Below are 23,040 nucleotides of genomic sequence, written 5' to 3'. Positions count from 1 at the left end.
CCTCCAGGTGCCCAAGGATTATTGATTCCGTCGAAGAGTCCCATGCTGTCTAAAGATATAAAAATATTGGGCGTAAATCAAGGTGCTGGATTCAGGATCAAGTTCAACTCATCCATGGAGCAGCAGGAACCAAACATCTTTTTGTGGGCGTCGGCTTGCAAAACAGGGTCCGTGATCGCGGCAATCGTTGCAAGTGCAGCTGTGATCTTGGCGGCTTCCTGACTCGTTTCGGCCTCATAACGGCTGTTGCGCAGTTCGGCAGCACGGGACGCCTCCTCTTGCAATCGCATATTGTAGCAATCCAATGCCTCTCCTTGACCGAGCAAGGCGTCAACAATCACTGAATCAGTTTTCAGAATGTGGCTCTGAACCGAAGTGATAATTCCAGGAACAGAAATCACAAGGCGCTCGTATCCGCAAGAAAGCGGATCAAGTCCTTGCGCTTGCTCAAAATCTTTGCGTTTTGGATCAGCACAGGCTTTTTGCTCCCCATGATATCTGCCTTGAGGGTCGAAACGATCTCTTCCAGGCTCATTGCAGGAGTAATCGACGGTCGCGCGAGATTGATTTACATTCAATTTATCTTACCTAGATTCGCAAAATGAAAGGGATTTATGTAATACTTGCCTGTTGGTTGCATCTCGCAGGCTGCACCACGCCACGCCCTTGGTACAACCAAAGCTATAACCAACAGCTGCTGGAAACGGCTACCCCTCCCCTCCCGACTGCGCCCGGCACCTTCACCTTGTTCATGATCGGCGATTGCGGAAAATCCGCTGCCGACAAACCTTCGCCTGCCTTCGCCGAATTGAAAAAACAACTTTCGGAAGCGGGTCCCAACAGTGCAGTGATTTATTTGGGCGACAATATCTACGAATATGGCCTTCCCGCTGATTCAGCCCCCGACCGCAAGGAAATGGAGCGCCGGATGACCACACAGTTGGAACCTGCGAACGGTTTTCAGGGAAAAACCATCGTGATCCCCGGCAACCACGACTGGGCGCAAGGCAAGCCCGAGGGTTATGCGGCACGCTTGCGCGAAGAACAATTCGTGGAAAAGCACCTGAATCAGGGCAATACCTACCTTCCCGACGACGGCTGTCCGGGTCCATTCGAATTGCCCCTGAATGAACGCATTACGCTGTTGGCCTACGATTCCCAATGGTGGTTGCACGCCCACGAGAAACCCGGGAAAGCCGAAGGTTGTGCCACCGATACCGATGCCGAATTTATCGCGGCCTTCAAAGCTGCCTTGAACGCAACAAGGACAAACAAATCATCGTCGCCGCCCACCATCCGTTTCACAGCTATGGGGCACACGGAGGCCATTACCATCCGAAATTCCATCTGTTTCCCCTGTTGATGTTCAAGAAAAACCTCTGGATTCCGATGCCGGTTTTGGGTTCGGTCGCCATTTGGTACCGCAAGTATGTCGGCAACATCCAAGACATCCCCAACAAACGCTACAAAGCCCTCAAAACGGAACTTGAGGCAGTTTTTGCACAATACCCAGAGCTGATTTATGTCACCGGTCACGACCACAACCTTCAATACCTTCCATTGATGGCCGGCATTATATCGTGAGCGGTTCAGGCTGCAAAAGCAACTATGTCGGTCACGGCAAAAAGCGCTGTATACGGATGCTGGAATCGGATTTGGAAGGTTGATTTTTGATGAAAATGGCAAGGAGCGGTTGGAGTTTTTCGTCGCGGAACCTGAGAAAACGCATACTCGGTTTGTGAAGGAATGGTAGGTCGGAAGCCATCATGAACCCTCTCAATAATTTTTTCTTTGAATTCTGCAAGCCATGCAGCGGCTTTGAGGTGCCACATTCAACATGCTTGGAAACTCAGCATGGTCTTTCGGAATTAGTTTCCCGTTCGTGAAGCAAAGGTTGATCGTTTACAAATCTCCAATCCTCCTTATATTTGGCACATGACGAAAATAAAAACGATCGGCGTGTTCAGTTCGGGTGGTGACTCGCCGGGGATGAATGCCTGTATCCGTGCGGTGGTGCGCACTGCGATTTTTGAAGGGCTGCGCGTCGTCGGGATCATGCGGGGTTATGAAGGCATGATCGACGGCGAATTTGTGGAAATGAATTCGGGTTCGGTCAGCGACATCATTCACCGTGGCGGAACGATTTTGAAAACAGCGCGCAGCGCCCGCTTCCGCACCGTCGAAGGTCGTGTCAAAGCAGCCGAAAACCTCCGGAAATTCGGGATCGATGGCGTCGTGGCGATTGGCGGTGACGGAACGACAACTGGCGCAAGGATTTTCTACGAAGAGCATGGAATCCCATTCGTCGCTACGCCCGGAACCATTGACAATGACCTTTTTGGCACCGACTATACAATTGGCTATGACACCGCGCTCAACACCGCGGTGAATGCCATCGACAAGATTCGCGACACGGCAGCTTCGCACAACCGCCTGTTTTTTGTGGAAGTCATGGGCCGTGATGCCGGATTTATCGCGTTGAATGCAGGAATCGCAGGCGGCGCAGAGGCAGTGCTCATTCCCGAGACCAAAACGGATGTCGAAGAATTGATCCAATTGTTGGAGACGGGCTGGAACCGCAAGAAAACGAGCAGCATCATCGTGGTATCCGAGGCGACGAAGCTGGTGGCGCCTTTGCGATTGCCGACAAAGTGAAGGCGCGTTTGAGCCATTTCGATACGCGCGTGACCGTGCTCGGGCACATTCAGCGCGGAGGTACGCCCACGTGCATGGACCGCGTGCAAGCAAGCGAACTCGGCCATGCCGCCGTGAAAGGCCTGCTCGCCGGAAAATTCAACATCATGTATGGCAAAATGAAGGGCGAAATCAGCGAAACCCCCTTCGAACAGGCGATCAAGCAACACAATGCCATGAATCCCAACCTGTTGGAATTGGTGAAGGTGTTGTCGATTTAACCTACTGCAGACTCACAAAGTCGCTTGATTTCCGCCATTGCAAGTGGAAATTTGGCTTGTAAATAAGCTTCAAATTCCGGCACTGTATCGTGGCTGACGGTGAGCGTCGTGATGCCATTGGATTCGGCAAGCGTATAGTTTTCGGTGCCACCTGCCCAGCTTTCCGTCTTTTCATTTGGCGGAACCTCCTTAAAATCAATCAGCTCGCCATGATGCACAAACGACATGAACGTGTTGGGAATCAGTTTGCCAATCGTGCTGTACATTCCCCTTCCGTCCGGCGTGAGAAAATGGATTGGGCTTCCTTCGTTCCAATCGCTCACGGCGTAGGAGCCTTCGTGAAATACCTTTGTCCAAGCGCGGTAGGTCACGTCATCCCACAGAAAATTCCAGACTTTTTCCTTTGGAGCGTGGATATCGATACAGTAATCTAGCTTTTTCATGAAAGTTGGATAGAGAAGATAATTTTGGCGGTACTACACGGTACAATGTACACCGGACGCACCACAAAATTAACAGGCCCATCAAAGTTCAAGATGTACAATCGCGACAAAATGCGGCGGAAAATCCGACAAAGCAGCAATGAATCAACGCTTCAAATGAAAAATCGGCCAACAAATTGTCTAGCGCTCCTGGCGAATGAATGCTCTGACACAGCACATTCGGAGATAGTCAATACTTATAAATCACCGACATCGGTTTGGCACCTTGTGCGATCAAATCGATCTTGACTTCGTTCAGGCCTTGATACCGCAGCGGCTTCAAGTCGAATGCCTTTTTTGCGGAAACCATCATTTTGCATTCGTCGCCGAAAGCATTGTGTGAAATGTAGATTTTGGTGACAGGCGGAACGGTTTCGGCCCAGTTGCCCGTCCAATACAAGTCGATCGCGTGGTCTTTGCATCCGCCGGTGTATTCGTAGTTCAGGTTGATGCAGTCGCCTTCTATTTTTCGATTCCAAGCCAAACAGCATATCCGTGTATTTCACCGGACCTGGTTGATGATGGCGCAGGCAGGAGATTGGTCGGCAGGTTTGTCCACGGGTTTATCGGCAGGATTGACCTCAGGCTGTGGTTTGGTAACGACATCAGTGGAGCCATTGGTCGGCTGACTCGAAACCTCTTTGGGTTTGCAGCCTGTGGCGAAGAAGCTGATGGTCAGAAGTAGAAAAGCAATTGTTTTAGCGTTCATAAGGACAAGAATTTGGATGGAAAGTTAAGCATTTCCTGGCGTTCATTCCTGACGGATATCATATTCTGCCGATGACATTGCCACGAATCGATCCCTGGCATTCGACGGCCGAATCAATTCAGTCCCCGATGCAACGACACAATTTCTTTTCTTCCAGGCCATTCAGAATCCACCTCCCGCAGCAGGCCCATTTCCAAGAGCTTCGTCATGATGCGAAGGCCGTCGTCATAATCTTGAAAAATCACCAACGGAAGTGGTCGATAGGCAGCCGTGGATTCGATGTACTGTGTAAAAAAATAAGGATCCAAAGCTCCGAACTCCTGCCCACTGACGATGGAGGCCTCCACCACTTGTTCGGTTTTCCTATGAAAGAAACTGCAATGAAATCCATGGATATTGTACCGCCATTCACCAACTTGACCGTTGCGGTTCACACGATGCAATTGACTAAATAGGTTACCTGCCAGTACGTCAATTTTCAAATGCTGCCCGAGCAAAGACATCAAATCAGTCGCCAAAAAATGAAAATCAATGGCGCATTGGGCTAAAAAGTGACCGTTTGGAAGAATCTCTGCATCTGAAATCAGCCGCTGAATCCGGATTTTGGGTTCCGAGACATGAATTCCGACCTTGAAGTCTTTGAGCGCGGCGATCCATTGTTCTCCAAACCACTTTCGAAGGTGCGCGATGTCGGAACCAAAAACTACAATCAACTCGATGTCACGAGGCAATAGCTTCAATTCAGCCGCGGTAGGAAGCTGCTGTTCGATGTTACAATTCAGAATTCTTGTTTCAACAGCCATTCCTGCTCCTTTTACGTTTCATAAGGGAGAGATCCTGTCCAAATTTCGGTCGAAGACACAGCAAGATAGCCATTTCCATTGGATTGGTGACCATTCCGATTCCTGAACTCCGGAGACCTCGTCTTGGATACGTTGCGTGGATTGGCCAAAGCAGGATCGAATGTGGATTGCTCCCGTTGCGGCAGTTAGGGGGAGATGGTATGTTTGCATTATGCAGTGGATGAAACAAGGTTTGCTCTGGCGAATGTTGGCGGGAATGGCCCTCGCTTGGATGGTCGGTTGCGGCGGCAACAACACATCTGTCCAATCACCGGACGATGGCGTCTTGGCTTTCCCGGATACCACGGGAGGAAAATCCCTTGCAGCCTTCGAAGCACATGTTTTGGCACGCGCAGAAGGGACTGACACCGCATTGGCTGACCACAAAACCCTTTTGGCTGTGCTCACGGACACAATTCCCGGCTACAAATTGGAATTCCGGGAGTCCAATCGCTTCAAGGCGCCGTTGTTTTCATTCACCGAAGCCAACAAAGTCTTCTACAATTCCAAGGAAGACTATATCGAACTCACTTTGGGCGACTATTGGGAGAATCCGGACTTTTTCCGCGTCAACCTTCAGCGTTTCAACCTTGCTTCCGGGGTCGAAATCAGCGGTGTGAAGGACGAAAAACGAAAAGTAGCTGGTTTTGAGCCTTCGAATGTCAAGGATTTCTTCTCTTGGTCGAGTCATAACAGCCGCAAGCACCTGTCTTGGGTTTTTATCGGCGTCAATGAGCGGTATTTCCTCACGATCGAAGCAACTGGACAGCCCGACTTCCTCGATTTGGCCATGGTCAAAGGCTGGTTGAACTGGTCCGTCCTGCTGGGAAGCAATTCCTAACCACTCATTCGCATCAGCACAATTGTGGCTTTGTGTCTTCGTGTCTTCGCAAATTTCTAGCTAAATTGCCTTCTATGAAATTCCGCATTCACCCCGTTTTTCTCCTCGGATTGCTTGTTTTGGCAGTCGGTTGTTCCAAATCGAATGAAACGGCTACGGTGACCTCGCCGCCATTGCCGCTCAACAAGTTTGACGATCCGGTTATGGTCCGCATTTATGACCTTGCCGATCGCCGTTTGGGGGATTCCCTCCTCCCCTTTCTGAGCCATGAATCTCCCCGATACCGCCTCGCGGCAGCACAAGTGATGGGTTCGGTGCAAGACACCAACGCTGGCAAAGCCCTCCTCGGATTGCTGGACGACCCGTCTGGAGAAATCTCACAAGCAGCAGCTTGGGCAATCGGACAAATCGGGGATTCGAGCTTGGCAGACGGACTTTGGGCAAAATTCAAGGCGGAAAAGAAGGATGCGAATCAGGTCCGAATTGCAGAAGCGCTCGGGAAAACCAGCTCCAAATCGCAAATTCAGGGGATATTCAAGGAAGCTCGTGCACTTCCGCCGACAGCTGCACAGCGCACGGCGCTCATGCACATGCTCTACCGCGCAGGCCTGCGTAAAATTGTCCCGGACAGCGCTGCGGTTTTTGCGATGGAATGCCTGTCTCCCGATTTTCCAACAGCGCAGCTCCATGCCGCAGCATTCCTCGGTCGCGTCCCCGAATCCGGGCCGATCCAAAATCCGGTCCTGCTGATCGAACGCTTCCACCAAAGTGTCGATGACGAAGTCAAGCAACACCTCGTCAAAGCATTGCGCCGCTGCAACGCACCCGAATGCAGGCAAGAGCTCCGATCCATTATCCTCGATGCACGACAATCCACGGCCACCCGTGTCAATGCCATCCGCGCAGCCGGAAGCGTGCATCCGATCGCGGAGGAGGCCATGAAGGCAGTCCTCGATCCCAATCAGCAAGTTGCAGTCACGGCTGCGGAGCATATCCGCGACAATGTCAAGCAGAATTTTGAAACGACGCTGACGACCTGTCGCCAAGTAAAGGCTTGGCGCCCAAGGGCGATCCTGCTTTCGGCGGCCATGGCCGACGCTGTTGGGCAAGGCAATGCTGCCGGCACGGCCAAACTTGTCGCTTACGCCGATTCGCTCTACAACAATGCCCAAGCCTACGAAAAAGGCGCCATCCTGCTCGTTTTGGGCCGGATCCCCGAGCAACACGAACGGCTGCTTGCCACCGCGCTGAAATTGGAAAAGGTCGTCTCGACGTATGCCACAGAGGCCTTGGTGGCCTACCACGACAACAACCTGGGCCGAGACAACAAGCTATGGATCAACCAAGTGCAGCAACTGATGCGCACCGGCGACCCCGGATTGATCGCGATGACTGCCGAGCATCTCGCTGCAGAAAATCCAGCTGCGAAGGCTGTGCAATCCCAAATCAAGGATGTCTTGTTCCTCGATTCCGCGTTGCGTGTATTGCGGCTTCCGGCCGACATCGAGGCCTACAACGCCGTCGAAAAGGCCATCGCGGCCATTCAGAAAAAGGAATTCAAACCCACAAAACTGGAGCATGAGTTCGCGATTGATTGGGACTTGGTGAAGCGTATTCCTACGGCACAAGCGGCTGAAATCTACACCAACAAGGGCAAAATTGTGATTCAACTGAAAGTCGAAGACACCCCCGGCTCGGTCGCCAACTTTGTCAAATTGGTGCAACAAGGCTTTTACAACGGGAAGTTTTTTCACCGCATCGTGCCGGCATTTGTGGCGCAAGGCGGTTGCCCGCGCGGCGACGGTTGGGGCAGTTCGCCGGAAACCATTCGCTCCGAATGGCCGGCTTTGCATTATTCGCGTGGCCAAGTCGGAATGGCCTCTGCAGGCAAGGACACCGAAAGCTGTCAATGGTTCATCACCCACAACGACATTCCGCATCTCGATGGCCGCTATACCATTTTTGCATCCGTCGTTGCAGGGATGGAATTCGTGGATCAATTGGAAATCGGTGACCGGATCGACAAAATCACGCTCCCGGGGTTGTAGATTGAGGTTAAGCTCAAGGTTTTTAGCGAAGGCGGCGCTCACTACTTGTTTTGGGTAGCGCCGCCTTTGCTGTTTGTATCCGCCAAGACGCTACTTCTGCTACCTGCAATATTGCCTGAAAACGAGGAAACCGCCTATTCAGCCGATTCCACCTCTGTTGCGGCCGCGTGCAACTTGTGCAAACCAGCCAAGGCCTTTCTGAATCCGACGACTTGATTCCGCGTCTGCACGTGCAAGTCTTGCATCAGCAGGCGATAATCAGCCTCTTTTCCCATCAAAGCTGCGCCTGGACGCAGCTGGATTTGGAGCCATTCGTAGAAAACTTCACGGTCATGCCAGTCTCCGGCCACCTCGGCAGCTGCCTTTGCTCCGTCCAACAATCCAGATTGCAATTCGTCCGCGTAGCCGGATTGCGTGACCAACCCGATCAAATACATGGCCTCCTTCAGGTAAATTCTTGCTTTGTGCACGCGTTCCGGGTCGTAAGTTCTCGGCATCACTTCGTGCATTTGTGCGAGCCGAATCTTCACCAATTCCAGGGTCTTGGCCAGCAAATCCTCCTCCGGAATTTGATCCAGGATACGAATCAGTTTTTTTCCAGGCTTGCGCAGGCATTCACCGTCAAACACCTTGCGTTCAGCTTCATACAGGGGCTGTGCGGACTTGCGCTCGGCGGCAAGTTGCTTGGACAATTGCCGGTAAAAGGCACAATGCAGGTCCTCAAACAGCCATAAGACACCTTCATCGACCTGCAATTCGCGTAGCACACCGGCAGCGCGAAACAGCGTTCTCAAGCCCGCAATCTGCTTTTTTGTCTTGAATTGATCGGGCGCAATAAATTCCACCAACCTGAAAACGGTTCGGATTTTCTTCGTTGCGACGCGTAAATCATGGATGGCATCCTCCTGATCGGGCCCGCGTTTCACCTTGATTTTGGCCATCACGAGGTCCCTGTTGGTCTCAAACAGCGTCAAAATCGCGTTGCGAAGCGTGTTTTCGGATGGAATCATGTTGCAAAGGTAAGATTTTTTGTGCCCTTGGAAGTGTCCTTGTTACTCGGATCGGTATGGTCACTCAGAGTCCTATTGTCACGCAGAGCGAAGCGAAGCGTCTTCGGTGCGGATACACCCGATACTGTCCACCGTTGCTTGCTACCCTGCTTGCAGATGCTTCGCTTCGCTCTGCATGACCAAGGGGAGCAGCTCTGCATGACCAAGGGGAGCAGCTCTGCATGACCGGGGGCACCGCTCTGCATTACAGGTGGGACATTCATCCACTACCCAATCTTTTTCAAATAATCGATGGTTTGAGGCGGATTCCAATACACAGAGCCCAACAAGATTTTGAGCTTCACGCGCAAACCAGCGTTGTGACGCAATTCATACCAAATCCTGGCCGGACCGCCAAAAACGACGCGCAACGGATTGTGATGAATGTCTGGATTTCCCGTCCAACCGACTGAAGGTGTCTCGGTCGGTGGTTCTTCAAACGTCCCGAAAATCCGATCCCATAGCATCCAAATCCCTGGGCCGAAGTTGACCATTTGGTGGTTTTCCGCACTGGAATGATGCAAATAGTGATAAGCGCCTTGCCCGCCACCCAAACGTGTAAAAAAGCGCAAAATCTTGCTCTTGGCCACGATTTTATAATGCACCGTGGAATGGTTGAATATCTCCAAAAAGTAATTCGCCATGGCAAACAAGGCCGTTTCCAGCAGCATCGGTTCGGCGTAAACGAGTTTTGTAAGCACGGTCCAGGAAACAATGCGAAGGGGAATGAAAAACAATTCGAAGGAATAGGCCAAAGGCGCCCCGAGAGGGTGCAACGTGTCGGGCAAATGATGCGGACCATGCACCACATGCCAGAGAAACCTGTTTTTGTGGCTGATCCAATGGTCAAAATAGCCGATCAAGCTCCCGATCAGCACAGCAGCCAAGCCTGCCATCCATTTTTCGGGTAGTGCAATCAGCGTTGGAATATGTGCACCGATCCATTCCCTGAGATTCGCGCCGGTTGCCAAAATGAATGCCAAGCCATCCGCAAAGCTGTATCCGAAGGCCATCAAGATCAATCCGACCAAGGACGCAATCAAAAAATGAAAGCCCAACGTCATCACCGACGCCGGATTGTACAACAGGAGATTTCGCCAGAATTGACCTTGGTCGAGGCCTTTTCTGCGGTTGAAAAAATACCCTTCGAGGCCAAAAAATATTCTAAACGCCACATTCAGCACCATCAAGCTGATAAAAAGCCAAGGAAAAATCTGGATGGTCAAGGAGTAAGATGTCGGTTCGGCAAATCCCTTTTCGCTAAGCTCAAAATAGGTGGAAAGGCCGATCACCGTCGCCGGCGCCAACAAAACGACTTCGAGCAACACATAGCCCACCATGGTCACGATGGCCCAAGCGGGAACCCAGCGCTGCTTGAGTGCCACCTGCGGGGTGATTTCGTAGTCCCAAAGTCGTCGCAGCATCGAGGAAGCCATTGTCTGCGAAGTTAAAAAACGGAATTTCCAAAGCCAGCGTTCATCCAAATTGGCGGGTTCAAATTTTCCAAAACCTCCTTATCTTCATGGTCGATGAAATCGGTATTGCTCCTTATCCTTGGCCTTCTGCTTGCGACCGCGGTGCAAGCACAGCTGGTATGGGAAAAAAACTGGGGCGGGCCGTATGACGACGGCTGCGAGGTGCGCAATACCCGCGATGGCGGCATGGTCGTGATGGCCACGAGCGGCATTCATTCCTGGTTGATGCGGTTGGATGCCAATGGCGACACGGTTTGGACGCGCGAATTGCGGATTCCGTACGATTTTTGTTCCGTGACGGAAACCTTCGATGGCGGATTTCTGGCCTCAGGCGTGACGCGGTATGCCAATCGGGACTTGGTTGCGATGAAATTTGATCATCGGGGCGATTCCCTTTGGTTGCGCATTTATCCTGATTCCCTGCATACTGAAGGCACATATTCTGTTTTCCCGCAGCCGGATTCCACCTTTTTGCTCACCGGTTATACAAGTGCAAATAGCTATGACATGCTCGTGGTGCGCATTGATTCCTTGGGAAATCAAATTTGGCGCAAAACCTATGGGAGTGCTGGTTTTGAGGGTGGTACGCAGGCGGCATTGACGACAGATGGCGGAAGTATTCTTACCACCACGACCGGCAACCTCAACACCTATATATATGTGTCCAAAATCGATGTGAACGGCGACACTGTTTGGACGCGCAACATTTCAGAATCCTATGACACGGGCGGTCCGATCCCAATGGTGGATGCGGCAGGCAGAATTTGGGTGATCGGTTGGATCAACCACGGCGACTACAACAACTACATTTTTTGTCTGGACAGCAACGGGAATCGCCTGTGGAGCAGGGAATATCCAGGAATCGGCTTTGAATCGCGCACTGCGCGTGGCATCATCGCGGACCGCTTTGGCGGCTACAGCTTTACAAGCTCCATCGACCATGCCTACGGACCCGTCGCCGGCCATGACATCGCCCTGATTCGGATCGACAGCTTGGGAAATATCCTCCGAATGCACCGTGTGGGGCATCCTGGAGACGAATTGCCGCGCTATTTTGAGCAGGCAGGAAATGGCGACTACCTATTTGTGGGTTATTCGTCGTCGTTTGTGCCTTTGGGAACGCAAACGTATCTCGCGCGGCTCAATCCGGCGGGTTGCGGCGAATTTCTCTATGATTTGAACGTCAATTTGTTGCAGGAATCTTGCCCGGGCGATACGATTTGGCTGGACGCTGGTGCTGGTTTTACCCACTACCTTTGGAGCGATGGCGATTCGAATCAGATTAGACCGGTTTTGCAGACCGATACCTTTTTTGTCCAAGCGACGGACAGTGCGGGTTGTTTGAATTATTCGAATGCGGTTTTTGTCGAAGTGCATCCTTTGCCCGGGTTTGTCTGGTCCTACTCCGGAACCTATACGCTTGATTTTGATGGGACTGTGGAGCAAGGGAGTACCTTCGAATGGGATTTTGGAGATGGGACGACCGATAGTCTGCTCGATCCGCAGCATACCTTCCCCGGGCCGGGGGACTATTTGGTTTGCCTGACGGTCAGCATTGATACCTGCGGACCGATTCAGCGCTGTGATTCGATTCATCTTTTGGCGGCCACTGGGCTGGAGGATGATCGGGCCTTGTATTTTCAGGCAATCCCGAATCCCGCGTCGGCGGAGGTGGTTTTCATCAATAAAAGCTTGGAGCCGGTCAGCTTCAGCCTCATCGACGGTTTGGGAAAGCTCATGTTTGAAGGTGACCTGACACCGGAAAGGTCAAAGCTTTGGGAACTCAGTGAATTCCCATCCGGCATCTACTTTGTGCGCTGGCAAACAGAAAATGGCCGCGTTTTCAGCCAAAAGCTGGTAATTTCGCATTGAATGCGATTTCTATTGATCAGAAACTTTGCGGAGTTTTGCCACCAAGGCACCAAGACACAAAGGAAAACTTGGTGTCTTGGGTGCCTTGGTGGCGGGATTTCAGCATTCAACTTGGTGTCTTCGTGCCTTCGTGGCGAGCTTTCGATTTGACGATTTCGCTTGTGAGCGCGTGCAGCAACAACAACAAAGTCAGCCGCTCCTTTTACCATTGGAAAACCCGATTCGCCCCTACTCCGTTTGAAAAGCAGCGCCTCCAAGATCTCGGCGTAACAAAGCTGTATATCAAGTACTTCGACGTTGATTTCCTGCCTGAATCCTCCGAAGCCATGCCACAAGCCAAGGTTGAATTCGCCGAAATGCCGGAAATGGAGGTCATTCCGACGATTTTCATCACCAACCGCACGCTCCAAAAGGTCGACCAAAAAGACTGCCCTGCCTTGGCAGACAAAATTCACCGGCTGATTTTCAAGCTGCATCCAAAAGAATTGCCTGCTCCGAAGGAAATCCAGATCGACTGCGACTGGTCCCAAAATTCGAAAGAAGCTTATTTCAGTTTGCTGAAACGGCTCCAACAACGTTTGGACAGCGCCGATATCCAACTTTCGGCTACGATTCGCCTTCATCAATTGAAGTACCCCAAACAGACGGGCATCCCTCCTGTGGACCGTGGAGCGTTGATGTTTTACAACATGGGCGACCTCGACAATCCCAATGAGGACAATTCGATCCTGAACATCGCCCAAGGCGCGCAGTATCTTGACAATGCAACGGAATATTCCATGCCTTTGGATGTAGCCTTGCCCATTTTTGCTTGGGGCGTGCTGATTCGAAGAGGTCAACCCATCCGATTGCTCAACAACCTGCGTATGGAATCCGTCAAGGACATTGTTTGGATCACCGAAACCGCTGCCAACAAGGTCCGAATTGATACAAACCACTACTTTGCCGGCCAATATCTCTACGCAGGCGATGAAATTCGGATGGAAGACGTGTCTTCAACATCGCTTTTGGAGGCCGCAAGCTTGCTGGCTGGCAAAATGAAGGCAGAAACGCGAAGCGTGATGCTTTACCACCTCGATTCGCTGACGCTTTCGCATTATTCAAAGGCAAATCTAGACAGTACCTTCACCGCCTTCGAATAAAATCCGCCTTAAAAGACTTTTCAGTCTTCACTTCTCACTTTTCACTCTTCCCTTGTGTAAGTTTGCGCCTATGAATTGGAATGCCAGAATTCTTGGATTGTTGTTGGTGAGCACATTGCTTGCACCATTTTCGAAGTCGTTTGCCTGTGCGTGGTCGGAGGACTGGGAATACGATTTCTACCGGTTTTATGAGCCCGAATATGCGGAGCTGAAGGATTTCAAGCCCTTTCACTTCACCTTTGACCGGCTTTATGACTACGAATTGCTCGAGGACAGCACAAGTGCTACGGCAAATTTGGCCGAGTGGCAGCGGTTCCTTGGAACTTCGATCAAAAAGGCGGATTTACAAAAACTCGTTTACGGCGTGAATGCCGACCAACTTTCGGCAATTCAATCCAATCCATCAGGAAAAACCGCAAATGAGTTGATGCCCAACACTTTGGTTGCCGAATGGAAAGCAGGTCGACGCCTTGAAGTGCTCGACTACCTGATTTTGGCCCACAAGGCCGAACCATTTTGTACGTACGTCGATCCCTGGGGCGAGGAAGACCGGCAGGTCGAAGGCATTGAGCAAGTCATTGAATTGGCCAAAAAAGGCTATAAATCCGTTAACGATCCGTTTCTGAAACTCCGTTACGCTTATCAGGCTGTGCGTTTGGAGCAATATGCCGGCACCCCCGAAATGGCCATCGAAACCTACCGGCAATTGGCCATACCGCATCTTTCTGCGGATCCGTTGATCAGTGCTTGGACCACATGCCATTATGCCGGCTGCCTGCGCGCCACCGAAATGGAAGCCGAGGCAGCCTACAATTTTAGCCGGGTATTTGAAAGCTGCCCATCCCGCCGTATTCAAGCTTGGTATGGCTGGCGCATTTTGAGCGACGAAATCTGGGAGTCCGTTCAAGCCAAATGCAAAAACAACCATGAAATGGCGACGGTATTTTTCCTGCGTGGCTACGCCTCTATGGCTGATCCCTTGGAAGATATGAAACAGATGCAGGAGCTCGATCCTGGCACAAAAATGATCGAAGTGTTGCTGCTTCGGGAGGTCAACAAGCTGGAAGAAAACCTATTAGGATTTCCATTTGCTGGTGAAATGAACTTCAGCAAACGGCTCGGATCAGAAAATGCTGCCGCTGACTTGCAGGACTTTGTGGCCGGAGTGCTCGCATCCGGTAAGATGCATGACCGCAACGTTTGGCAACTCGCCCATACTTATTTGCACTTTCTCAAAGGTGACATCGCCAAGGCGAGCAGCGAATTGGCCGCAAAACAAACGAGCCTCTCTGCTGAAGGCCAATTGAAGGCAAAATTGATGGATTTGGTCTTCCGGATTGCCGATACGAAGGCCATTGATCGGTCGGTAGAGAACACGATTCTCAAAGACTTCACCAACCTCAGCCCAAAATTGTCTGAAACCAAGGTCGAACAACTTCGCCGTTTCAGGGACGAAGCATTTGGATGGCTGTATGAAGCGCAGGATGAAAACGCAAAGGCCCTGCTTGCCCGTGGCCGCGGGTACCATCTCTACGACACGCCCATCAACCTTGATCTCGTCAATGAAATGATTGCCTTCAATGCCAAGGAAGATAAAACCCTGTATGAAAAGGAGTTACTGAAGCGATTGGGCGACGGCGACCACAAGGATGAATTGTTGCACATCAAAGGGACCGGCCTGCTTGCACGGAACTTGCTCCCTGAGGCAATCAAGGTTTTCCAGCAAATTTCCGAAGGCTACCGCAGTTCAAGCGAGTCGTTTCAGCTGGATGCGGATCCGTTTCGTTTGGTGACGAGAGACATCATCAACTGCGAAGAATGCGGAGCAGGGAAATACAACAAACTTACATTCGCAGAGGCGCTCCTTGATTTGCAAAAGAAGGCCATCTCCGAACCAAACAAAGCAGCCGAATACAACCTGCTGATTGGCAATGCCTACTACAATACCACCTATTTTGGCGCAGCTTGGAATGCCAAAGATTTTTACCGCAGTGGTAGCAGTTGGTACTCCTTGGGAGAGCGCAGCGAATGGTATACCTTCAGTGTAGAGACGTTTGACGAGGTCGTGGACATGGGCTTGGCCAAGGATCACTTCAGGAAGGCTCTTGCCGCAAGCAAGGACAAGGAAACAGCCGCCTTGGCGGCCTTCATGATCGCAAAATGCGAGCAGAATGAGCTCTACATGAATCCTGACGGTCCCTATGTCGACTACATTTCAGGTCTGGAGCTCTTGAAAAGCGCCTATCGCAAGACGCAGGTAGGCAAAGACCTGATCAAGGAATGCAAGTACCTCCGTGACTTTGTGAACGCGAAGGGCTAAATGCGCATCGTAGGCACCAACCACGGCGGCTATGCCAACGAGCGGAACATCACCCATTTGCCTTTTCGGCAATACCGTGTCGTACGTTGTCGCAACCTCTACCGCGGGCCAAACTATCTCTATTTCAAGCTCAAAGGGAAGATGCATCCGACATGGCCCTACCTTCATTGGGATGGAGGACTGGCCAATTACGATCTGCTCCATTTATTCAATGGCATCAGTCTTGGCAAAAAACCCTGGTTGAGTACGTTTGAAACCTATTTGCCAAGATGGGCCGCCTACGGCGCAGGCCGCATCGAATGGGGATTGGAAAAGATGGCTTCCGTTCCCTGCAAGCGGCTCATCGCCCTCTCAGCGTGTACCCGTAGCATTCAATCCCAATTTCTGGCGGATTATCCTCAGTTTTCTGAGGCGATCATGGCAAAAGTAAGTGTCTTGCATCCCCCGCAAGCGGCGCTGATCAGCGATCAAGATTTGCTGTCCAAAGAAAATGAACGCCAGAAATCCGGAAAGTTGAAACTCGTGTTTGTGGGCGCCGACTTCTTCCGAAAGGGAGGAATGGAGACGCTTCAGATGGCGAACCATTTGCTTTCAAAGGGATTCCCGCTTTATCTGGATATCGTTTCGGCGATGAATTTTGGCGATTATGCAAGCCAAACGACTCAAGCAGACCTTGATGCGGCTCTGGCGATCGTTGGCCGGTATCCTCAAGCCATCACGTTGCACAAGCACCTTCCCAACCGAAATGTCCTTGAGCTGCTGCGCAAGGCAGACATCGGTTTGTTGCCGACTTGGGCAGACACGTATGGCTATTCGGTGCTCGAGGCGATGGCGAGCGGCTGTCCTGTAGTCAGTACCGATATTCGCGCATTGCCTGAAATCAATGGCCCTGCAACCGGATGGCTCATCCCGACAGAAAAAGACAGCTGGGGAAATGCGCTTCTTGCCACGGAAATGCAACGCAAATCATTTTCCAAGCACCTGGAAGAAAGGCTTGTGGAGACATTTGAAGGAATTTTCAACGACCCGCAACAAATCTTGCCCAAAAGTCAGGCTGCCCTCGCGCACATTCGTAGCCAACATAACCCCGTCGACGCAGCCGCGACATTGGAAGGTTGGTACGATCAAGTGAAAAGTGATAAGTGAAAAGTGAAAAGTCTATGGACGGCTTGTGGGTTCCGTGGGCGTTGTGCCTAGACTTGAAATATTTTTGAGTTAACGAGGGTTTCCCTATTCGCTTCGATCATGTACTCAGTGCAGTTGTTTGGGGGTCGGTCTTCGTGATGTACTCAGCGTTGTCTATTTTCAAAGGTCTTTGACGTGCTTCGCAGTTCTCCAGTCCCCATTCACGTCGTTCAATTCCCCATTCCCAATTGCTTATTTTCCTCTTCGAGAATGATCTCTTCGAGAAGGCGCATCACATCGGGACCAGGTTCATTGTGCCCCATGCGCTTGAGCTGCATGGCTTCAATCATCGACCGGAGGTTGAGATCGAGGTGCATTTTCTTGAAATACTCGCGGTAGCGCATCAAAATCCACCATTCCAAGGTGCGCTCAATCTTGGCGACCCACTTTTCGGGAAAAAATGCAGAAAAGAAGCCGAAGATGTTGCCTGCAATGTAGAATGGTCTGGCATACCATGCGGGATTGATTCCCCGACGACGGAGCAAATCCTTCAAAAAGGCGGCGTGTTTGGCTTTGCGTTCGCGCAGGTATTGCAATTGCTCTTCCTCCACGCCCCATTGCCGGTACCACCCCAACCGCATTGACTCGCGGGCATGGAGGTCCTTGATGAAAAATTCCGTACGCTTTTTAAGATCAATGGCCATAACGCGAGTGCTAAATTATGGAATTTTACGATTCCGCACAGAAGCACATTAGAATAACCTTGGAATCTTGAAGAAGTTTGGACGAAAAAAAACCGCCTCCCGGGAAGAGAAGCGGTTTTGATTTTATGCAGTCACCTCAACCTTGCATTACCTTGGGAGCGGCGGCAGCCATTTCGGGATCGGCAAACTCGCTGTACTTGTGGAAGTTGGCGTTGAACTTGGTGGCAAGTTCGTTGGCCTTGGCATCATAAGCAGCTTTGTCGACCCAAGTGTTGCGTGGGATCAAGACGTCAGTCGGCACACCTGGAACTGCGGTCGGGATCGAGAATCCGAAAAGCGGATCCTGAACGTAGGTGGCGTTGTCCAGCTTGCCTTCCAGTGCAGCCGTGATCATGGCGCGGGTGAAAGGAAGTTGCATCCTTGATCCTACGCCGTAAGGGCCGCCTGACCAACCTGTGTTGATCAACCAAACGTTGACTTTGTGCTTGGTGAGCAATTCGCCGAGCAACTTGGCATACTTGGTCGGGTGCAAAGGCAAAAATGCCTGACCGTAGCAAGGGGAGAAAGTTGCCTGTGGCTCCTTCACACCGGCCTCTGTACCAGCGACTTTGGCGGTGTAGCCAGAGATGAACTGATACTTGGCCTGCCCTGGGTTCAGCTTGGAGATCGGAGGCAATACCCCGAATGCATCTGCAGTCAGGAAGAAGATGTTCTTTGGAATGCCACCGACACTCGGCTCGACCGAGTTGTTGATGTAGTACAGTGGATAAGCCACACGGGTATTTTCGGTGACGGAAATGTCCTCGAAATTGATCGTGCGGGTTCCGGGATGGAAATTTGTGTTTTCGACGAGGGAACCAAATTTCACTGCCTCCCAGATTTGTGGCTCTTTCTCTTGGGAAAGGTCCACGCATTTTGCGTAGCAACCACCTTCGAAGTTGAACACGCCGTCGTTGGTCCAACCGTGCTCGTCGTCGCCGATGAGGTTACGGTTTGGATCGGAGCTCAACGTGGTCTTGCCTGTTCCGGAAAGGCCGAAGAATACCGCTGTGTCACCGTCTTTACCAATGTTGGCGGAGCAGTGCATGGAGAGGAATCCCTTCAACGGCAACAAATAGTTCATGACAGTGAAGATGCCCTTCTTGATTTCGCCCGTGTAGGCGCTGCCACCGATCAAGATGGTGCGCTCAGAGAAATCAATGATGGTGAAATTGTGCTGACGGGTACCGTCGACTGCTGGATCGGCTTTGAAGCTCGGCGCACAGAAGATGGTCCAATCAGGCGTAAACACCTCAAGTTCAGCTGCGGATGGGCGGATGAAGAGGTTGTTGACAAAAACGCTTTGCCAAGGAAACTCATTGACAACGCGTACACCGATACGATGGTTGGTATCGGCACCTGCGTAGCAATCGCGCACCCACAATTCACGCGTGGCCAAGTGATTGACCACTTTGCTCTTCAGTTTGAGGAAATTTTCGCGCGAAAACGGGTTGTTCACTTCGCCCCACCAAACGACATCTTCGGTATCGGCATCTTTCACTGCGAATTTGTCTTTAGGCGAGCGGCCGGTGAACTCACCGGTACGTACGCAAAGGGAGCCGTTGTCGGCCAAAACACCTTCGCCCCTTTTGAGGGTTTGCTCCACCAACTCTGCGACCGGCAGGTTCCAATAAACGGTGGCGGTATTTTGAACTCCGGTTTCTACAAGACCAAAAACCTTAGACTTAACACCAAACTCATTCATAAGCAATCAATTGAGTCTTAGAATATTAATTTGAATTTAGCGGCAAAGTTAGGAAGTTTGGTACGTTAATGAAATAAATTTGTCCAAAATCAGGTTCCATGACCCCATTTTATGTAGAACGTTTGGCAGGCGACATTGCCCATCTATCCGGCGAAGAAGCCCATCATTGTATCAAGGTGATGCGCAAAAAGGTCGGCGAAGACATCGTAGCCATTGATGGTCAGGGGCACATGTTGGTTTGTCGTATCACCGCGCTGGGAAAAGACAGTTTGGAAATGAGGATCGTGGAGCGCCATACGGGCTGGGGTGAAAAAGAACAACAGATCGCCTTGCTCATTTCTCCGCTCCACAAACCCGATCGGTTTGAATGGCTGATGGAAAAATCTGTCGAACTCGGCGTTACGGACATTTACCCCTATGTCGGCAAGCATACCGTCAAAACGGGGATCAGAAAGGACCGGATGGAAAGGATCATGATCGCTGCACTCAAGCAATGCATGCGGTCCAAATTACCGACCATCCATGAATCCGAATCCTTGAAGAAAACCATTCTGGCCGTGAAAGGGGACATCAAACTGATCGCACACGCCGATTTGGGGAAACCGTTGCAGACTCTTGGATGCAATTGGGAGGCGGCAAAATCGGTGGTTATTTTGATCGGTCCCGAAGGTGATTTTTCGCAGGAAGAACTCGATGATGCGCTTTCAAAGGGCTTTCTGGGCGTCTCCTTGGGCAAAAATCGGCTGAGATCGGAAACCGCTGCCATTCATCTTCTTGGCTTGGTCAAAAATTTCGCTTTGTATTAACGATTTTGATTATTTTTGTTTCGTCGAAGGATTGAACGAATTGGAAGGGGTGGTTGGAATATTCATCGAAACCTTACCCGAAATTGTTTACCGCTTCGTAGAATTGTACCGTTCTGGGCTTGTGACATCGGCCTGGTACCATTAAAAAGAACAAAGAGTATTTCCATAGTTTGGTTTAGTTGGTTGCAAATCCCGCAGAGTTGGCGGGATTTGCGTTTCTAGACACTTGTTCAAACGATAAACGAATCATTTGCCAAGGGTCAGAATTTGATCAAAACTGCCGATCCGCCTTTGCTAATTTTTACTTCTGGCTTTTCGCTCGTCGATCGCAGGGCTCCAAACCCCAAGAAGGCTGCAACTATTGACCGAAATCAAACATCATTTTACAGCGATAAAGAGAGATTTTCCGAAATTTTCCCTGCATTTTGACGTAAGGATTTCCCCATGTTTTCAACAGTGGCAGCAATTACCCCGCAGAGCGCCCTCAGAAATGCAACAAATTCCCCATTATTAGCAAGACAAACCATGGCAATCAATCGCAGAAACCAAAGGATATTTGCACCAACGACTACCCATCCCCAACCAAAATACATTTACATATAACTATTTATCAAGTATTTAAGATAAAAAACAACACATTTTCGTGTACAAGTTACTTGACGATTCAAAAATGACTTGTTGATAGACAGGCTAGGGACATCAAAATACCTTAGGAAATTAGCAGCGGGATTTGTTGAATTAAAACGATTAAATTTTATGTTGAATTCTATCTTGCTAGTCGCAGCCATGCTGCTGCATGGTCCATCCATGCCTGTCACACATACCACTGTCGAGCCAATCGAGATTTCGGCTTCAGTGCGCACGGTGCAAATGACCCTCAACTATGACCTGGAAAAAATCCTCTTGGAGGAATATGCCGCACCCTATTGGAACCTAACCTTTGAGAAGGCATGGGAATACTACGGGGATCGCAGGATTCGCATCGACGAGATCACTCCTAACGTTTTCTACAAACTCCACTTTGACGGTGGGTTGCTGGAAGTTGTGTTGGAAGGTGCTGGAATCTGAGGACTATCGGGGCGGACGGATGTTCGCCCCATTTTCCCCTCCTGCGGCGTGCACGGCATCTCCATGCTCTATTTGCCACATCGTTTTCCCATTGAGCTGTGCGTCAATCCAAACAAGTGGATCAAACAGCTTAAGACCTTGACGCTCAAAAGGATCCTCTACCACCTTTTCGACTTCCTTCTTGAAGTCACGTAGCAAACCCTGGCGATTTTCATTGGGACCGAGCATTGCCAAGCTGCGCACATACTTCAGAATTGTGCGCTCCAAAACAAACAACCGGTCGCGGTTAGAGAGAAAACGTGCCACTGATTTCACCTCGTACTCGAGAAATTCAAAATTTCCGAGGTGGTAGTGCAGCACGAGGTGCACAATGCGCGCCATCGCTTGGATATCCGTGCGCAACTCTGTGCGCGGCTCATTGAGTACACGATGGATGGATTCCAGCCCCTTTTCAGGTTCACCTATATAAAGGTAAAAGTACCCGATCATGTAGAAGATGCTCAATTCTACGGCTTTCATGATCGTACCTTCCCTGCCGGGAAATTCCAATTCGAAGTCTGCAATCACAGACCTTGCCTCCGGAATATCGCCAATTTCAATGCACAAGCCAAGTTTGAAGTGAAAGTACTTCTCAAAAACGTGGATTTCCTCCTCTTCCGAAGCGACAGGAATGGCGCGCAATTTTGCCAAAGCGGCCAATGAGCTCTCTTTGTCGCCAACCATATAGTTTACCACACCAAGATTGCTGACAGCATTGATGTAGGAAAGCGCCTTTTCCGTGCGAATCTCCGGATGCGCATCGTATGTCGCAACGGAGAGCTTCAGATTTTCAAGCATTTGCGGCAACTCGCCCCGCAAACGGTGGGCATCCACGAGGACATCGTAACGCCGGAGCTTGGCCCTGATCGACAAGGCTTTTTCGGCATCGACCATCAGCGGATTGGCAAGGATAAGCCCAACCTTTGACTTCAATTCAGGATCTCTCGCGGCAATGGAACGCTTGATAAACCGGTGAATCTGGTCATAAAAATGCGTATAGGCCTGATAATTGGCGATTTTCGCAACAGTTTGTTCCTCTTCTTGCTGGATTGCATCGATAAATGCTTCAAACTCCTTGGACTGCTCGCGTTTCTGCATGAGCGAGCGTTCGGTTTCCAAAATGAACAGCATCTCGGGGAATCGCTCCTGCCGCTCCGCCATATGCTTGGCTTTGCGCAAATGCTTCTGCGCCTGTTCCAGCAGGTTCTTGCCCATCAAGATTTGCACCTGATGCAGCAACGCATTCAATTCCGTCTTCGGATCCTTGCGGAAAATATGAAGCGTCTTGAGAATGTAGTTGTACAGGTAGTTTTTCGCAACGGAAAACTGATTCGTAAACTTCTCACCCTCAAATTGTTTCAGGAGCTTGGGTTCATCGTATTCCGATTGCTTGTCGATCGCATCAAATAAACGAATGTACTGTTTGTCTCCATCCTGCAGACCGGCATATAGTTTGAAATTCCGACGATCCCCTTTGCTCAAAGCCTTGATCAGCCGAAACAAATAGTCTGTGCTTCTCATCCAAAAATCCGATTTCCAATACCCAAATATTCCTAAAATCGGCTCAATTTAAGGATTCTTGGGGTAAAAAACGACATTAAAACGGAATTTTTCGTCGCTATCTTTCTAAGGATGTGCAAGGATGGAACGATTGGATGGTGGAAATTCGTTTCTTTTGGACAGACAATTTGGTCGCTTGAATGAATAAAAGGCTCCATTCGTCAAAAAAACGAAGGGTTTCCTTACAATTCTTCCGTCACTGCAGCCCGACCAACCCTTCTAAAAAAGTCCACTTACTGGCAAGGTCCCGCTTTTCCGCTTCGTCGGGGTCTACATGAGATCGAATTGGAGGGGTTCCT

The 23,040-nt window shown here is 50.5% G+C and carries 22 protein-coding genes and 1 pseudogene; 11 read left to right on the top strand and 12 right to left on the bottom strand.

The genetic code is table 11. The annotated features are described in order from the left end of the window. Positions 1 to 77: 77 nt before the first annotated feature. Both IPN95_29910 and IPN95_29905 read right to left on the bottom strand, forming a co-directional pair. The gene (locus tag IPN95_29910; protein ID MBK9453528.1) at positions 78 to 341 is read right to left on the bottom strand and encodes a hypothetical protein; all 264 of its coding nucleotides are present in this window, start codon (positions 339 to 341) and stop codon (positions 78 to 80) included. A 56-nt stretch (positions 342 to 397) separates the two neighbouring features. Continuing rightward, a complete protein-coding gene (locus IPN95_29905) occupies positions 398 to 535 on the bottom strand; it encodes a hypothetical protein (protein ID MBK9453527.1) in 138 nt (45 codons plus the stop codon). A 66-nt stretch (positions 536 to 601) separates the two neighbouring features. On the opposite strand from IPN95_29905, the gene IPN95_29900 reads away from it, so the two are divergent. Continuing rightward, on the top strand, positions 602 to 1,363 hold the full coding sequence (locus IPN95_29900) for a metallophosphoesterase (protein ID MBK9453526.1): 762 nt from the start codon (positions 602 to 604) through the stop codon (positions 1,361 to 1,363). After that, positions 1,363 to 1,584: a hypothetical protein gene (locus tag IPN95_29895; GenBank protein ID MBK9453525.1), complete on the top strand. Its 222-nt coding sequence runs from the start codon at positions 1,363 to 1,365 to the stop codon at positions 1,582 to 1,584. The genes IPN95_29900 and IPN95_29895 overlap by 1 nt, the downstream gene beginning before the upstream one ends. Before the next feature lie 5 nt (positions 1,585 to 1,589). Here the strand turns inward: IPN95_29895 and IPN95_29890 are convergent, their stop codons facing one another. After that, complete coding sequence (locus IPN95_29890; GenBank protein ID MBK9453524.1) at positions 1,590 to 1,832, bottom strand: hypothetical protein; 243 nt, start codon at positions 1,830 to 1,832, stop codon at positions 1,590 to 1,592. 103 nt (positions 1,833 to 1,935) lie between these two features. On the opposite strand from IPN95_29890, the pseudogene pfkA reads away from it, so the two are divergent. Next, positions 1,936 to 2,915: pseudogene (gene pfkA, locus IPN95_29885) on the top strand (6-phosphofructokinase). Here pfkA and IPN95_29880 read toward each other — a convergent pair. The 4 genes from IPN95_29880 to IPN95_29865 all read right to left on the bottom strand — a co-directional run bounded on the left by IPN95_29880 (position 2,912) and on the right by IPN95_29865 (position 4,909). Further along, positions 2,912 to 3,358, bottom strand: coding sequence for an SRPBCC domain-containing protein (locus IPN95_29880; protein MBK9453523.1), 447 nt, complete (start codon positions 3,356 to 3,358; stop codon positions 2,912 to 2,914). The pseudogene pfkA and the gene IPN95_29880 sit on opposite strands and share 4 nt — an antisense overlap. Positions 3,359 to 3,587: 229 nt before the next feature. Further along, positions 3,588 to 3,881: a hypothetical protein gene (locus tag IPN95_29875; GenBank protein MBK9453522.1), complete on the bottom strand. Its 294-nt coding sequence runs from the start codon at positions 3,879 to 3,881 to the stop codon at positions 3,588 to 3,590. An 18-nt stretch (positions 3,882 to 3,899) separates the two neighbouring features. Further along, positions 3,900 to 4,106 (bottom strand): hypothetical protein, encoded by a 207-nt coding sequence (locus tag IPN95_29870; protein MBK9453521.1) that lies wholly within the window; start codon positions 4,104 to 4,106, stop codon positions 3,900 to 3,902. 113 nt (positions 4,107 to 4,219) lie between these two features. Continuing rightward, positions 4,220 to 4,909, bottom strand: coding sequence for a hypothetical protein (locus tag IPN95_29865; protein ID MBK9453520.1), 690 nt, complete (start codon positions 4,907 to 4,909; stop codon positions 4,220 to 4,222). 220 nt (positions 4,910 to 5,129) lie between these two features. On the opposite strand from IPN95_29865, the gene IPN95_29860 reads away from it, so the two are divergent. Beyond that, positions 5,130 to 5,789, top strand: a complete 660-nt coding sequence (locus IPN95_29860) for a hypothetical protein (GenBank protein ID MBK9453519.1) — start codon at positions 5,130 to 5,132, stop codon at positions 5,787 to 5,789. 74 nt (positions 5,790 to 5,863) lie between these two features. After that, positions 5,864 to 7,837 carry a peptidylprolyl isomerase gene (locus tag IPN95_29855; GenBank protein MBK9453518.1) on the top strand — a complete coding sequence of 658 codons (1,974 nt, stop codon included), beginning with the start codon at positions 5,864 to 5,866 and terminating at the stop codon, positions 7,835 to 7,837. Between the two features lie 134 nt (positions 7,838 to 7,971). Here the strand turns inward: IPN95_29855 and IPN95_29850 are convergent, their stop codons facing one another. Together IPN95_29850 and IPN95_29845 are read right to left on the bottom strand one after the other, a co-directional pair. Then, positions 7,972 to 8,847 (bottom strand): CHAD domain-containing protein, encoded by an 876-nt coding sequence (locus IPN95_29850; protein ID MBK9453517.1) that lies wholly within the window; start codon positions 8,845 to 8,847, stop codon positions 7,972 to 7,974. A gap of 266 nt (positions 8,848 to 9,113) precedes the next feature. Further along, positions 9,114 to 10,322 carry a sterol desaturase family protein gene (locus IPN95_29845; protein ID MBK9453516.1) on the bottom strand — a complete coding sequence of 403 codons (1,209 nt, stop codon included), beginning with the start codon at positions 10,320 to 10,322 and terminating at the stop codon, positions 9,114 to 9,116. Positions 10,323 to 10,415: 93 nt separating this feature from the next. On the opposite strand from IPN95_29845, the gene IPN95_29840 reads away from it, so the two are divergent. The 4 genes from IPN95_29840 (at position 10,416) to IPN95_29825 (ending at position 16,841) form a co-directional block, all read left to right on the top strand. Beyond that, positions 10,416 to 12,233 (top strand): T9SS type A sorting domain-containing protein, encoded by a 1,818-nt coding sequence (locus IPN95_29840; protein ID MBK9453515.1) that lies wholly within the window; start codon positions 10,416 to 10,418, stop codon positions 12,231 to 12,233. Further along, positions 12,230 to 13,375 (top strand): hypothetical protein, encoded by a 1,146-nt coding sequence (locus IPN95_29835; protein MBK9453514.1) that lies wholly within the window; start codon positions 12,230 to 12,232, stop codon positions 13,373 to 13,375. Before IPN95_29840 ends, IPN95_29835 begins: the two co-directional genes overlap by 4 nt. Before the next feature lie 70 nt (positions 13,376 to 13,445). Further along, positions 13,446 to 15,695, top strand: a complete 2,250-nt coding sequence (locus tag IPN95_29830; GenBank protein ID MBK9453513.1) for a hypothetical protein — start codon at positions 13,446 to 13,448, stop codon at positions 15,693 to 15,695. Further along, positions 15,696 to 16,841 (top strand): glycosyltransferase family 4 protein, encoded by a 1,146-nt coding sequence (locus IPN95_29825; GenBank protein MBK9453512.1) that lies wholly within the window; start codon positions 15,696 to 15,698, stop codon positions 16,839 to 16,841. It abuts the gene before it with no gap. Positions 16,842 to 17,050: 209 nt separating this feature from the next. On the opposite strand, the gene IPN95_29820 is transcribed toward IPN95_29825, so the two are convergent. Together IPN95_29820 and pckA are read right to left on the bottom strand one after the other, a co-directional pair. Next, complete coding sequence (locus tag IPN95_29820; protein MBK9453511.1) at positions 17,051 to 17,524, bottom strand: demethoxyubiquinone hydroxylase family protein; 474 nt, start codon at positions 17,522 to 17,524, stop codon at positions 17,051 to 17,053. A gap of 136 nt (positions 17,525 to 17,660) precedes the next feature. After that, complete coding sequence (gene pckA, locus IPN95_29815) at positions 17,661 to 19,268, bottom strand: phosphoenolpyruvate carboxykinase (ATP) (GenBank protein MBK9453510.1); 1,608 nt, start codon at positions 19,266 to 19,268, stop codon at positions 17,661 to 17,663. Positions 19,269 to 19,366: 98 nt separating this feature from the next. Here pckA and IPN95_29810 point away from each other — a divergent pair, with 98 nt between their 5' ends. Then, complete coding sequence (locus IPN95_29810; GenBank protein ID MBK9453509.1) at positions 19,367 to 20,074, top strand: 16S rRNA (uracil(1498)-N(3))-methyltransferase; 708 nt, start codon at positions 19,367 to 19,369, stop codon at positions 20,072 to 20,074. Between the two features lie 756 nt (positions 20,075 to 20,830). Then, positions 20,831 to 21,142 carry a hypothetical protein gene (locus IPN95_29805; GenBank protein ID MBK9453508.1) on the top strand — a complete coding sequence of 104 codons (312 nt, stop codon included), beginning with the start codon at positions 20,831 to 20,833 and terminating at the stop codon, positions 21,140 to 21,142. A 3-nt stretch (positions 21,143 to 21,145) separates the two neighbouring features. On the opposite strand, the gene IPN95_29800 is transcribed toward IPN95_29805, so the two are convergent. Continuing rightward, positions 21,146 to 22,702 (bottom strand): hypothetical protein, encoded by a 1,557-nt coding sequence (locus tag IPN95_29800; protein ID MBK9453507.1) that lies wholly within the window; start codon positions 22,700 to 22,702, stop codon positions 21,146 to 21,148. Positions 22,703 to 23,040: the final 338 nt, after the last annotated feature.

It is taken from the genome of Bacteroidota bacterium (assembly GCA_016718825.1).
Lineage (GTDB): Bacteria > Bacteroidota > Bacteroidia > J057 > JADKCL01 > JADKCL01.
The sequence above is the reverse complement of the archived record's forward strand: the minus strand, read 5'-3'. Positions and strand labels throughout refer to the sequence as shown.

Bases quoted from the DNA above. Each gene is read 5' to 3' on its own strand.
- IPN95_29905 (MBK9453527.1), bottom strand. From the start codon at position 535: ATGAGCCTGGAAGAGATCGTTTCGACCCTCAAGGCAGATATCATGGGG.
- IPN95_29900 (MBK9453526.1), top strand. From the start codon at position 602: ATGAAAGGGATTTATGTAATACTTGCCTGTTGGTTGCATCTCGCAGGC.
- IPN95_29895 (MBK9453525.1), top strand. From the start codon at position 1,363: ATGTTCAAGAAAAACCTCTGGATTCCGATGCCGGTTTTGGGTTCGGTC.
- IPN95_29890 (MBK9453524.1), bottom strand. From the start codon at position 1,832: ATGTGGCACCTCAAAGCCGCTGCATGGCTTGCAGAATTCAAAGAAAAA.
- IPN95_29880 (MBK9453523.1), bottom strand. From the start codon at position 3,358: ATGAAAAAGCTAGATTACTGTATCGATATCCACGCTCCAAAGGAAAAA.
- IPN95_29870 (MBK9453521.1), bottom strand. From the start codon at position 4,106: ATGAACGCTAAAACAATTGCTTTTCTACTTCTGACCATCAGCTTCTTC.
- IPN95_29865 (MBK9453520.1), bottom strand. From the start codon at position 4,909: ATGGCTGTTGAAACAAGAATTCTGAATTGTAACATCGAACAGCAGCTT.
- IPN95_29860 (MBK9453519.1), top strand. From the start codon at position 5,130: ATGAAACAAGGTTTGCTCTGGCGAATGTTGGCGGGAATGGCCCTCGCT.
- IPN95_29855 (MBK9453518.1), top strand. From the start codon at position 5,864: ATGAAATTCCGCATTCACCCCGTTTTTCTCCTCGGATTGCTTGTTTTG.
- IPN95_29850 (MBK9453517.1), bottom strand. From the start codon at position 8,847: ATGATTCCATCCGAAAACACGCTTCGCAACGCGATTTTGACGCTGTTT.
- IPN95_29845 (MBK9453516.1), bottom strand. From the start codon at position 10,322: ATGGCTTCCTCGATGCTGCGACGACTTTGGGACTACGAAATCACCCCG.
- IPN95_29840 (MBK9453515.1), top strand. From the start codon at position 10,416: ATGAAATCGGTATTGCTCCTTATCCTTGGCCTTCTGCTTGCGACCGCG.
- IPN95_29830 (MBK9453513.1), top strand. From the start codon at position 13,446: ATGAATTGGAATGCCAGAATTCTTGGATTGTTGTTGGTGAGCACATTG.
- IPN95_29825 (MBK9453512.1), top strand. From the start codon at position 15,696: ATGCGCATCGTAGGCACCAACCACGGCGGCTATGCCAACGAGCGGAAC.
- IPN95_29820 (MBK9453511.1), bottom strand. From the start codon at position 17,524: ATGGCCATTGATCTTAAAAAGCGTACGGAATTTTTCATCAAGGACCTC.
- pckA (MBK9453510.1), bottom strand. From the start codon at position 19,268: ATGAATGAGTTTGGTGTTAAGTCTAAGGTTTTTGGTCTTGTAGAAACC.
- IPN95_29810 (MBK9453509.1), top strand. From the start codon at position 19,367: ATGACCCCATTTTATGTAGAACGTTTGGCAGGCGACATTGCCCATCTA.
- IPN95_29805 (MBK9453508.1), top strand. From the start codon at position 20,831: ATGTTGAATTCTATCTTGCTAGTCGCAGCCATGCTGCTGCATGGTCCA.
- IPN95_29800 (MBK9453507.1), bottom strand. From the start codon at position 22,702: ATGAGAAGCACAGACTATTTGTTTCGGCTGATCAAGGCTTTGAGCAAA.